Below are 11,539 nucleotides of genomic sequence, written 5' to 3' on the forward strand. Positions count from 1 at the left end.
AGGATCCTGAAACAAAGCAGTTGACCCAAAGATTCAGGAGGAAGCGATCTTTAAGCCAACTGCTTAATGTCAGATCAGGCGTGAGGGCGCCGATAATTTGACACTTTTTTATATTTCTGGATGCAAATATCACTTGCCAGATAGATTAAGCAAAAAGGAGGCCAAAAAGGGACAAAAAATTAAATTTCAGGGCCAGTGAGGGCTGACCCAAGGGGAAAGGCTCTCTTTAACCAAGTAAAGATAAAGCAGCTTGTGGACGCTGATTTGCCTGACTCAGTACAGTCGAACTCGCTTGTTGTAAAATCTGATTACGAGTAAGCTCAGCGGTTTCGGTCGCAAAATCTGTATCTTTAATCTGCGAGCGAGCGGCTGAAACGTTTTCAGATATATTACTTAAGTTACGAATGGTTGACTGGAAGCGGTTTTGCAGGGCACCTAAATCAGCACGCGCCGCACCAATTGATGAAATAGCATTATCAATGGCATCCAAGGCAGAAGCTGCAGCTGTTTCAGTTGCTACCGATAATGAACCAATATTCAAACCTGACGCACCGTAACCGCCGCTGTTTTTTAATGCCACGGCAATGGTTTGTCCGTCTCCACCGTTTGCACCCACTAAAAAGTTAGATGAAAAAGTACCGTCTAATAAGTTAACATCGGCAAATTGAGTAGTTGCACCAATTCGACTGATTTCTGTTTTTAACGCAGAGACTTCTTTTTGCAGCGCAGTACGGTCCGATGAAGTGTTGATACCATTTTGTGACTGCACGGCTAACTGACGGATACGTTGCAATGATGAAGTGATTTCCTGCATTGCACCTTCAGCCGTTTGGGTTAATGAAATGGCATCATTTGCATTTCGAACCGCTTGGTTTAAACCTTCAATTTGCGAGGTCATACGATCTGATATTTGCAAACCAGCCGCATCATCAGCCGCACTATTAATTCTAAAACCTGATGAAAGGCGTTCAAACGAGGTATCTAACGCTGTGCCAGAGTTAAATAATTGACGCTGCGCATTTAATGAAGACACATTTGTATTTACGAACATACCCATGATATCTACTCCTAATTAACGATTGTATTCTGAATTTAAGGGGCTACTTAAAGCTTGTCGAAAACAGGCAAACCCATTCTCTAAACTCTGTATCGGATAATAAATCGGCAACTTTAGAATTATTTAAAAAATAAATATGCTTGTCAGAAAGAGGCGCAGATAAAAAAACAGAGGCCTATCGCCTCTGTCAAAAATCGCAGCACCTTATTAGGAGAGAGTGAGCGATGAAGCAGCAGTCAGCATGATACTAACTGCGTAAAATTAATTTTTATTTAATTAACCTAATAACGATAGAGCGGCTTGCGGACGCTGATTAGCCTGGCTCAAAATTGTTGAACTGGCTTGCTGTAAAATCTGATTTCGCGTTAATTCAGCTGTCTCAGTCGCAAAGTCAGTATCTTTAATCTGAGAACGGGCCGCTGAAAGGTTTTCAGAAACATTGCTCAGGTTTCGGATAGTAGACTGGAAACGGTTCTGGAGGGCACCTAAATCTGCTCGCGCCGCACCTATGGATGAAATCGCACTATCAATAGCGCTCAAAGCATCGGCCGCATTGGTTTCACTTGCAACCGATATTGAACCTATATTCAAACCAGAAGCACCATAACCACCGCTATTTTGAAGTGAAACATTGATTGTTTGCCCATCACCACCGTTTGCACCCACTAAAAAGTTCGATGAAAAGGCTCCGTCTAGCAGCTTTCTACCTGCAAATTCTGTCGTCGTACCGATTCGGCTTATTTCTGTTTTTAACGCGGACACTTCTTTTTGTAGTGCTGCACGATCTGATGAGGTGTTAATACCATTTTGTGATTGAATCGCCAATTGACGGATGCGCTGTAATGAAGAAGTGATTTCTTGCATTGCGCCTTCAGCCGTTTGCGTTAATGAAATAGCATCATTGGCGTTGCGAACAGCTTGGTTTAAACCTTCGATTTGTGTTGTCATACGGTCAGTAATTTGCAAACCGGCGGCGTCATCTGCCGCGCTATTGATTCTAAAACCCGATGATAAACGCTCAAACGCGGTATCCAGTGAGTTGCCAGAATTCATTAAATTACGTTGTGCCGTTAACGATGAAACATTAGTATTTACGAACATAGACATAGTGACTCTCTCCTATTAGTTACAGCAATTTTTATTTAAAACTCATATATTTCCCGATTTTTATAGGTGTCATCCGCTGACAATTTAGTTATCGGAGAGGCGTCACGAGTCTTTAGAAAAATATTTATTTTTTTTAGCAAAAAAAACGCTAAAGTTTTGTTTTATCGAGTCGATTTAAACGCCCATTTTAGGGCTCAAAATTAACCACATTCAGCAATTTATTTTTTAAAATATCCTGAATGTGAAGGCTTAAATCGCGAAAAAACACTCGACCTGGTGCGGTATTTCGCCAAATTAAATGATGGGTGCGGCTAATTGGCATATTGTTCAATTGACATACTTTGAGCTCATCCGGCCGATGTAATTCAGAATGGATATAAAGGGCCGGCAAAAACGCAACCCCCATCCCCATCACCACCATATGCCGTAAAGTATCTAAACTAGTGCCTTCATAGTCTCTGTGCAACTCAGCGCCCAGTGACTGACAAACCTGTTGTACTTGATCATGAAAATGATGCGAACCTTCTAACGTTAAAACCACTTCACCTTTCACATCATTTGGCGAGATCTCAGTTTGTTCAGCCAATTTATGATCACTTGGAATCACCAACTTTAGCGGTTCAACAAACAAAGGCACGACAATAAGTTGGCTAGATTCTTGAACACGCGGCGATAAAACTAAATCGTATTCGCCTTGATACAAACCTTGGATTAAGCCATCCGGGGTATCTTCTCTCACGTAAAATTTGAGCTGTGCATATTTTTTATGAAGATCAGGCAATATATGTGGCAACAGATAGGGCCCTAAGGTAGGCGGCACGCCCAAGCGATAAGTTGTTTGCGAACCGTCACTTAAATCTCGAGCTAATTCGTCTAGTTTTAAGCTGGCTTGTAATACAGTTTCGGCCTGAGGCAATAAAGTGCGTCCTTGAGGAGTTAATAAGGTGCCACTGCGGGAGCGCTCAAACAGTTGTAAATTAAGTAATTTTTCCAACGCTACTATCTGATTACTTAACGTTGGTTGACTAATTTGCAAGCTTTGTGCAGTACGACGGAAACTTAAGGATTTAGCCAAACTGACAAAATACTTTAATTGCGCAATCGAAGGTGAACGCGGTGAATATTGTGGCATTAGGATGGTTCTCAAAAGCAAATTGATAGCAAAAAACTATCACGAACACGGCTACTTTTCTATAAATTTATCAGGCAAAAATGAAATCCGGTTATTTAAAATTAATTTATTCTTAGGAGTTTTTATGGATCACGTTATTTCGGGTGTTGCTAAATTTCAAAAAGAAGTATACCCAGCTAAAAAAGAAGCCTTTCAAAAGCTTGCTAATGGTCAAAACCCGGAAGTTCTTTTTATTACCTGCGCCGATTCTCGCATCGATCCTAACTTGGTTACCCAAACAGAACCAGGTGAACTTTTTATTTGCCGGAATGCAGGAAATATAGTGCCACCACATAGCAACCAAACGGGTGGTATGACAGCGTCTATTGAATTTGCTGTGGCAGGTTTAGGCATCAGCCATATTATTATTTGTGGCCATTCAGACTGTGGTGCAATGAAGGGGGCAATTAGCCCAGAAGGATTAACCAGCCTGCCACATGTTAAAGAATGGTTAGGCCATAGCCGAGTCGCCACTGAAGTTGTTAAAGAAAAATCAGGTTGCAGTGAATTGAACAAAGAGGATCACCTTCATCTAGTCACCGAAGAAAATGTTGTTCAACAGCTGCAGCACATCAAAACGCATCCAGCCGTAGCAGCTAAGCTCGCCACGGGCCAAGTCAAACTGCATGGCTGGTTTTATAATATAGAAACAGCGGAAGTGACCGTATACGATGAAACGAGTGGACAATTCGTACCGGTTGAAGATTCTTATGCGGACACGCTAACAGCTTAAAGTTAAACGTAAGGACAGAGGCATGAAAAACATATTTTCAAACGTTCGGGGCGATATTACTGGTGGCATTACAGCCGGTGTCGTAGCACTGCCATTAGCATTGGCACTAGGTGTAGCCTCTGGCTTAGGGCCTATGGCAGGTCTTTATGGTGCAATGGCAGTAGGTTTTTTTGCTGCCCTTTTTGGTGGCACCCCATCACAGATATCGGGTCCAACTGGTCCTATGGTTGTTGTGTTAGCCGGTCTGTTCGCCAGTTTATCGGGCAACGCAGAATTAATATTTACTGCAGTGATATTAGCCGGTTTATTGCAGATCGCGTTCGGCTTTTTAGGCATAGGTCAATACATTCGATTAGTGCCCTACCCTGTTATTTCAGGCTTTATGACAGGCATAGGTGCTATTATTATCATTTTACAAATAGGTCGCTTATTAGGCCATGAGCCGCCAGGTGGCACTATAGGTGCGCTTTCCTACATTCCAACCGCTTTAGCGGATATTAATTTTGCTACCCTAGCGCTTGGTTTAGGCACGCTAATCATTGCTTACAAATGGCCCGCCAAATTGGGTAAATATGTACCAGGTGCCCTTGCTGCGCTAATTATTGGTACCCTGATCAGTTTGTTTTTTGCCGTCCCAATTTTAGGTGATATTCCGACCGGACTGCCAAGTTTACAGTTACCTGTTTATGATTCAGCAAACTTTTTACTCGTGGTTGAAGCGGCCGTTATTTTAGCGATATTAGGTGCAATAGACAGCTTATTAACGTCTTTAGTGGCTGACAATATGACCCGGACGCGTCACAACAGTAATAAAGAGTTAATCGGCCAAGGTATCGGCAATACGGTCGCCGGTTTTATTGGCGGTATTGCTGGCGCAGGTGCGACCATGCGAACCGTTGTAAATATTCGTAGCGGCGGCAAAGAGCGCCTTTCAGGTATGGTCCATGCTTTGGTTTTATTAGCGGTCATTTTAGGTTTAAGCCCATTAGCGAGTCAAATCCCACATGCTGTATTGGCAGGGATCCTTGTTAAAGTCGGCTTAGATATTGTTGATTGGAGCTATTTAAAACGCGCACATACAGGCCCAAGATGGGACTTTGCTTTAATGTTAACCGTGCTCGGTTTAACCGTATTTGTTGATTTGATTACCGCGGTTGGCGTTGGCGTTGTGTTAGCTGCACTTGCTTATGTCCGTCAAATTGCCCAAATTCAATTAGCTGAGTTGAATAACTTACCGGAACAACTTGAAAATGACGAAGAAAACACTTTGCTCAATCAAGGTAAAGGACATATCAATTTATTTAGCTTTGCTGGCCCCCTGAGTTTTGGTGCAGCGGCCGATGTTGGTCACCACGTGCGTGAGCGAGTTAAACCTGGTTCGCAAATACTCATTTTAGACTTTTCACGAGTGCCAGCAATGGACGTGTCAGCAGCCATGGCCGTTGAAACAGTGACAACAGATGCTGTGAGTGCAGGCCGTCAGGTATATATTTGTGGTGCTAATCAAGCGGTGCAACAGGTATTAAACAGTATCAACGCCAAACAGTCACAAATCACTTTATTTGAAAGTCGGGTCGCCGCTCTGAGAGCCGCTGTTGACGCAGTTGGCAAAACAAAAACGGCACACAGCAGCGATTCAAAATCAGCGTTTAACGGTGAAAAGCCCGTGCAGGCATAGTGTCTTTTGTCATCTTACTGACAATAAAAAAGCGCCTTTAGTCAGGCGCTTTTAGTTTCGCTTACTAGAGGACATTATTGAGCAATAACTTTGTTAAATAGCCACAAAAAATTTAATCAATAATACTGTTTGTTTATTAATTTTTGTAAAACATAACCTCGTAAGTACACCACTTCTCCAGCATTTAATAACAAGCCTGTTTTAGTACGACGCCAAAGTAGATCCTCGGCACAGCTAACCCACTCATGCTCAATTAAATAATCGACTTCAACCTGATAAAGTACAGGGTTAAACGCAATGCCCATGTCATCTATCGATTGGCAACCCGCCAAAATCTGTCGACTTAATTGACCATAACTGCGGACATAACGTTTTAAGATCACCGCTGGCAACCAGGGGTACTCACTTTGCAATGTTTCTAATAATGTTTTGGGATCAGAAAAGTTACCACCAGGTAATGGTAATGCTCTAGTTTGACAGGGTTTTATTTGACCAAAAAAACCAGCAATTTTGTCAACTGCAGCTTCCGCTAATTTACGGTAAGTAGTTATCTTACCGCCAAAAACAGACAATAACGGCGGCATATTTACACTGTCTTCTAAGTGTAAGGTATAGTCCCGGGTGACACTCTGGGCATCATCCGACTCATCGTCCATTAGCGGGCGTACACCAGAAAAACAATGCACTATATCCTGTTCGCTGATTTGATGTATAAAATGCTCGTTGCTTATTTTTATCAAATAATCAATTTCGCTCTGCTCAATTTCAACATCTCCTGGATCACCCTGATAATCAACATCTGTCGTTCCTATCAACGAAAAGTCATCTTCAAACGGCAGGACAAAAACAATACGTTTATCTTGGTTTTGTAAAATGTAAGCTTGGCTTTGATCATGCAGTTTAGGCACTACAATGTGGCTGCCTTTAACCAGACGGATCTTACGAGGCGGCTTTTTATCAAATGATTCTATAAACAAATCTTCAACCCAAGGTCCGGCCGCATTGACAACCACCTTACTTTTTACGCATCGCAGACTTTGCTTTATCTGGTTTTCTAGCTCTACAAACCAATGTTGACCATCATGACGCGCTTTAATGCATTTATGCCTTGGCAGGATTTCTGCGCCATGAATATGCGCCTGCTGTGCGTTTAATACCACTAATCGAGAATCATCGACCCAGCCATCTGAATATTCAAAACCTTTTTTAAAAAAAGGTTTTAGTGGCGAATCAGCGCCAAAATGAACAAATTTAGATCCAGCCAATCGTTTACGCTGGCTTAGATGGTCGTATAAAAATAAACCAATTCGGATCATCCATGCCGGTCTTAAGTGGGGTCGATGCGGCAAATAAAATCTCAATGGCCACATAATATGAGGGGCATTTTCAAGCAGTACTTCACGCTCTTTTAGTGCTTTGCGGACTAATTTGAACTCATAATGTTCAAGATAGCGTAAACCACCATGGATCAACTTGCTGCTGTTTGATGATGTGGCTGATGCCAAGTCATTTTTTTCACACAGCAGAACTTTTAACCCTCGACTGGCCGCATCTGCCGCTATGCCAGCACCATTAATACCGCCACCTATTACAATCAAGTCCCACAATTGCTCATCAATGTTCATAAAAACTCAGTTTATTCACATGTAAACATCAGCCCTGATTTACTATGAAACCTAATAATCATTTCTGCAAGGCTGAATTAACGGAAATTCTTAGGCCCCAAAAATCTATCACCGCACAGGTACAGTCACTTTCTAAAGTTTTTTGTTATATTTTATCAACACAAGCTAAATATGGTTAACGATATGACTGAATACCTACTCTCAATCGACCAAGGCACTACAAGCACTCGTGCAATAATTTTTAATCAACATGGGCGCATTGAAGCCAGTAGTCAGGTCGAATTTAAGCAAACGTTTCCTGACCATGGCTGGGTTGAACATGACCCAGAAGAAATTTTATCTAGCGTAATTAAAACCTGTACACAGGTGCTAAAGGATTTTGCATATAAAGTAACTGCTATAGGTATCACTAACCAACGAGAAACCACAGTCGTATGGGATAAAAAAAGCGGCAAACCTATATACAATGCCATCGTCTGGCAAGACAGACGCACAGCAGCCCACTGCGAACAGCTTAAAACGCAAGGATATGAAAAAGAGCTTCACAAAAAAAGTGGTTTAATTTTAGATCCTTATTTTTCGGCCAGTAAAATTGTTTGGATTTTAGATAATGTAGTAGGCGCGCGAAAACGTGCAGAAAATGGCGAGCTTTTGTTTGGCACCATAGACAGTTATTTATTATGGCACCTAACAAAAGGCGTTCATGCCACTGATGTGACCAATGCATCACGTACCGCACTATTTAATTTATCTGATCTAGCCTGGGATGACGAATTACTACACTTGTTTAATATCCCAGCGAACATGCTGCCAGAAGTTAAACCGTCCTCTGCCAATTATGGTCTGACTGGCGCTAATGTTCTACCGTATAAGATCCCAGTTCACGCTATTTTAGGGGATCAACAAGCCGCTTTGGTTGGCCAAGGTTGTTTTACACCCGGTGACGCTAAATGCACCTTTGGCACGGGTGGTTTTTTAATGTTAAATACCGGTCAACAGGTCGTCCAGTCAAGTCATAGGTTATTGACAACCATAGCTTATCAAACTGCAACTAAGACCTGTTATGCAATTGAAGGCAGCTTATTTATGGCCGGTGCCATTGTAAAATGGCTGAAAGACAATTTAGGTCTTATCGCTTCTGTCGATGACATGAACATTTTATTGGCTGGCAAACCGCATTTAAAAAAACTTTTAATGGTACCTGCCTTTACCGGCCTCGGTGCTCCTTATTGGCAACCTGAAACCAGTGCAGCTTTATTTGGCATGAGCCGCAAAACGGATAAATCGGATATCATGGCCGCCGCCTTACAATCCATAGGCTATCAAACACGGGATTTAACCACAGCCATCGCCAATGATGGTTTAACTTTAAACAAGCTTAGGGTTGATGGTGGCTTGTCAAACAATGATTGGACAATGCAGTTTTTAAGCAGCATTATTCAAGTGCCGGTCGAGCGGCCCAAAAATATCGAATCAACTGCGTTAGGGGCAGCCATGTTTGCAGGTTTAGAAAGCGGTCTCTACAAAGATTTATCTGAAATAGCGCAATTAAACCCAACGGAGCACCAATTTACACCAGAGTTTGGTGCGCAAGAGGCTGAAGACTTATATAAATACTGGCAAAAGGCGGTAGAGACTGTCATTGCTTTTGCGTAACCATTAATCTCTACAGATGCAAGCGAGCTATAAGCTCGTTTTCATCAAACTGACAGGTTCGTCCCGGTACAACTCGCGGCTAAGCAATACCCAATCAAGTTTTAAATAAAAAGCTTCGGCATCCGGTGTAAACAAATACAAGTCTGTTAACCCCCTGCGTTTTGCTTGCACCATAAGGTGTTTAACCAGCGTTGATCCTATCCCTTGATTACGATATTGAGGGTGTACATACACGCTCGCCAACCAAGGTGATAACTCTGGGTGCGAATCCATGTCATTGACGATAAGAGAAGCCGACCCTATTGGAAACTCATTTAATAAACAAACCCAGGTACTAGGCACAAACGCTTGCTGAAGATCGGCTTGCATTTCTGCGATCCGCTGCGCGAATGTTCGCTCTGGGTTTAAATATCCCCACTCTGCATGATGCCAACGGGCAAGTTGTGGCAAATGCTGAGGGCAGTTTATAAGGTTGCTGATCTGAGGCATTGTTTACTGTCTATCCCACCCTTTACGCACCCGCGAATATCGATATCGCCAAACACACAACGCAAATACGATAAACGCGGTATTAATAGCTATTGAATTCGGTACCAAAGCGTCCGGATAATGTACGACAAAATGGGTTGTTGGTAATGCTATCAATAGCACAGCTAACAGATTAAGCAAAAACAAATGGGTTTTGAGCAAGTTTTTTTGACTCAAAACGCCGCTTAATATAACCAATAAAGCTAACCAAAAAACAGCTTTTGTTGGTATCGCTAAGATAAATTGGAACAAAGCAGCACAAATAAAAGCGATCGGCGTTCCCCACACAAAGCCCACCCAAAGTTGATTAAGTGCATCTTGTTTTTGTCTTTTCGCCAGCCATAAATTAATGCCCGTTACTGAGATAATGGTTAATGCAAACCCCATCAGGCCGAAAAATATTTTCATCGCTTCGGGACCAAAATGACCGAAATGAATTCGATAGACAGAAAAAATAGCTTGCTGCCCTGCTTCACCATCAGAATAACCAACTTTATCGATATAATTTCCGTGAGAGTCAAAGCGGTATTGCTCTGAATAGATTAATTTATCAAGGTGCTGCGAGCCAAGCAGAATATATTGATTATCTTTAGTCGCATTTTCAAGTGTAATAAACACAGGCTGAGTGTTGGGCTCCATTCGCCTAATTTCAGATAAGGCACGCGCCATATTAGCGACTTTAGGTTGATGTTCAACTTGTATAGATGAGCCGTAAATATCAGCAAATAAATCTAGCTTTTTACCATCATAAATTGCATCGGCGTAAACAGACGTTAAAAACGAGGCTAGCCCGAAATACACACCCGTTAAGGCTATCATTAAATGAAATGGCAACCCCCAGACACTCATACGATTATGTAAATCGCCTTGCGTAAGTTGTTCGTTATTACCTGTTCTTAACCGAAATGCATCTTTAAAAATTCGCCGATGGGCAATAAGGCCAGAAATAATCAACGCACTTAGGATTGCACCCAACATACTGACCAAGATCATGCCTATATCTTCCGGCAAATGAAGGGCTGTATGCAAGTCAACGATGAGATCAGTGATGGGCGCATTGGATGGCTCACTCAGTTCGCCAGTTGGCGATATGTTCCAGGCTTCACCATCGGCACTGATACGCGCCCGCGGTAAATCTTGGGTCGGTAAACGCAGTACAATATTGCCCTCTGTAGTGCCATCTTTCATGGCGAAAAAACGCTCATAAGCTGTTTGAATACTGCTGGGGGTATAACTTAAGTCATCCATAATATGCGGTTGTTCCCAGCGTAAAAGCTCCTGAGAAAACACCGACAGCGTGCCAGAAAAACACACCCAATACATAAGCACACTCACCGCTAAACCTATCCAGGCATGGCTTTTTAATGCACTTTTATTAACGCTTGGAGAAATAGAAAAACTCATGCTACACACTATAAATAAACAAATAGCTCAATCCGCTGAGCACAGACAATATACAAACTGGACGCCACAATTTATTTTCTGCACACAACCAATAAACCGCAGCCCCCCATAAGATAGGCATAGTATAAATACCCAACGCAATTTGATTTACTTTACTCAGGCTCAACGTGGTGGTCCACACCACAGTCACTAACATGGCGCAGACGCCACTCAATCCAATACAGGCAGCCACTTTCACGATAGTGTTCGCACACTCGGCGGCATTCGGTTTGGCGAATCCGCCAACAAAAGGCAAAGTCACACGTTTAATGTTTTTATCTATTCGTTGACGAGCAAAATAAATCCAACCCCAAGCCTGCAGCGAAAATGCAACGACCGCATAACAAGTCCCAAGCTCTGGCCCATGCTGCTCAACCCATAAAAATAAAGCAGCAAACATCAGCGCAAGCGCGGCCAGTTTAGCAATACGTTTAAAAGCGACATGATTGTTTTGCCATGCTAGGTAAAACAATCCTATCGCTAATGCGCTGGCCACAGAAGCAGCGATAGACAAATCCATAACTTCTTTATGCCCGAGTGA

The 11,539-nt window shown here is 42.4% G+C and carries 10 protein-coding genes; 3 read left to right on the plus strand and 7 right to left on the minus strand.

Annotated elements, in window-relative coordinates; genetic code table 11:
• Window positions 1–226: 226 nt before the first annotated feature.
• From C727_RS0112655 to C727_RS0112665, 3 genes are all read right to left on the minus strand, one after another.
• Complete coding sequence (locus C727_RS0112655; protein WP_017446016.1) at window positions 227–1,057, minus strand: flagellin N-terminal helical domain-containing protein; 831 nt, start codon at window positions 1,055–1,057, stop codon at window positions 227–229.
• Window positions 1,058–1,333: 276 nt separating this feature from the next.
• Complete coding sequence (locus tag C727_RS0112660; RefSeq protein ID WP_017446017.1) at window positions 1,334–2,164, minus strand: flagellin N-terminal helical domain-containing protein; 831 nt, start codon at window positions 2,162–2,164, stop codon at window positions 1,334–1,336.
• Window positions 2,165–2,351: 187 nt separating this feature from the next.
• Complete coding sequence (locus tag C727_RS0112665; RefSeq protein WP_017446018.1) at window positions 2,352–3,296, minus strand: hydrogen peroxide-inducible genes activator; 945 nt, start codon at window positions 3,294–3,296, stop codon at window positions 2,352–2,354.
• 124 nt (window positions 3,297–3,420) lie between these two features.
• Here C727_RS0112665 and C727_RS0112670 point away from each other — a divergent pair, with 124 nt between their 5' ends.
• Together C727_RS0112670 and C727_RS0112675 are read left to right on the plus strand one after the other, a co-directional pair.
• Window positions 3,421–4,068: a carbonic anhydrase gene (locus tag C727_RS0112670; protein ID WP_026052706.1), complete on the plus strand. Its 648-nt coding sequence runs from the start codon at window positions 3,421–3,423 to the stop codon at window positions 4,066–4,068.
• Window positions 4,069–4,090: 22 nt separating this feature from the next.
• The gene (locus tag C727_RS0112675; protein ID WP_017446020.1) at window positions 4,091–5,746 is read left to right on the plus strand and encodes a SulP family inorganic anion transporter; all 1,656 of its coding nucleotides are present in this window, start codon (window positions 4,091–4,093) and stop codon (window positions 5,744–5,746) included.
• 116 nt (window positions 5,747–5,862) lie between these two features.
• Here the strand turns inward: C727_RS0112675 and glpD are convergent, their stop codons facing one another.
• Entirely contained in the window at window positions 5,863–7,371 is a 1,509-nt protein-coding gene (glpD, locus tag C727_RS0112680) for a glycerol-3-phosphate dehydrogenase (RefSeq protein WP_017446021.1), read from the minus strand.
• Window positions 7,372–7,554: 183 nt separating this feature from the next.
• Here glpD and glpK point away from each other — a divergent pair, with 183 nt between their 5' ends.
• On the plus strand, window positions 7,555–9,027 hold the full coding sequence (gene glpK / locus C727_RS0112685) for a glycerol kinase GlpK (RefSeq protein ID WP_017446022.1): 1,473 nt from the start codon (window positions 7,555–7,557) through the stop codon (window positions 9,025–9,027).
• Between the two features lie 27 nt (window positions 9,028–9,054).
• On the opposite strand, the gene C727_RS0112690 is transcribed toward glpK, so the two are convergent.
• The 3 genes from C727_RS0112690 to C727_RS0112700 are packed head-to-tail and all read right to left on the minus strand — an operon-like array spanning window position 9,055 to window position 11,518.
• Window positions 9,055–9,516, minus strand: a complete 462-nt coding sequence (locus tag C727_RS0112690) for a GNAT family N-acetyltransferase (RefSeq protein ID WP_017446023.1) — start codon at window positions 9,514–9,516, stop codon at window positions 9,055–9,057.
• Window positions 9,517–9,519: 3 nt separating this feature from the next.
• Window positions 9,520–10,959, minus strand: a complete 1,440-nt coding sequence (locus C727_RS0112695) for a PepSY-associated TM helix domain-containing protein (protein WP_017446024.1) — start codon at window positions 10,957–10,959, stop codon at window positions 9,520–9,522.
• 1 nt (window position 10,960) lies between these two features.
• Window positions 10,961–11,518, minus strand: a complete 558-nt coding sequence (locus tag C727_RS0112700) for a hypothetical protein (RefSeq protein ID WP_017446025.1) — start codon at window positions 11,516–11,518, stop codon at window positions 10,961–10,963.
• Between the last annotated feature and the right edge of the window lie 21 nt (window positions 11,519–11,539).

This window comes from Gayadomonas joobiniege G7 (assembly GCF_000300815.1).
In the GTDB taxonomy this organism is placed as follows: domain Bacteria; phylum Pseudomonadota; class Gammaproteobacteria; order Enterobacterales; family Alteromonadaceae; genus Catenovulum; species Catenovulum joobiniege.

What these genes read in the sequence shown, in the direction of transcription:
- C727_RS0112655 (WP_017446016.1), bottom strand. Translation starts at nt 1,057, where the DNA reads ATGGGTATGTTCGTAAATACAAATGTGTCTTCATTAAATGCGCAGCGT.
- C727_RS0112660 (WP_017446017.1), bottom strand. Translation starts at nt 2,164, where the DNA reads ATGTCTATGTTCGTAAATACTAATGTTTCATCGTTAACGGCACAACGT.
- C727_RS0112665 (WP_017446018.1), bottom strand. Translation starts at nt 3,296, where the DNA reads ATGCCACAATATTCACCGCGTTCACCTTCGATTGCGCAATTAAAGTAT.
- C727_RS0112670 (WP_026052706.1), top strand. Translation starts at nt 3,421, where the DNA reads ATGGATCACGTTATTTCGGGTGTTGCTAAATTTCAAAAAGAAGTATAC.
- C727_RS0112675 (WP_017446020.1), top strand. Translation starts at nt 4,091, where the DNA reads ATGAAAAACATATTTTCAAACGTTCGGGGCGATATTACTGGTGGCATT.
- glpD (WP_017446021.1), bottom strand. Translation starts at nt 7,371, where the DNA reads ATGAACATTGATGAGCAATTGTGGGACTTGATTGTAATAGGTGGCGGT.
- glpK (WP_017446022.1), top strand. Translation starts at nt 7,555, where the DNA reads ATGACTGAATACCTACTCTCAATCGACCAAGGCACTACAAGCACTCGT.
- C727_RS0112690 (WP_017446023.1), bottom strand. Translation starts at nt 9,516, where the DNA reads ATGCCTCAGATCAGCAACCTTATAAACTGCCCTCAGCATTTGCCACAA.
- C727_RS0112695 (WP_017446024.1), bottom strand. Translation starts at nt 10,959, where the DNA reads ATGAGTTTTTCTATTTCTCCAAGCGTTAATAAAAGTGCATTAAAAAGC.
- C727_RS0112700 (WP_017446025.1), bottom strand. Translation starts at nt 11,518, where the DNA reads ATGGATTTGTCTATCGCTGCTTCTGTGGCCAGCGCATTAGCGATAGGA.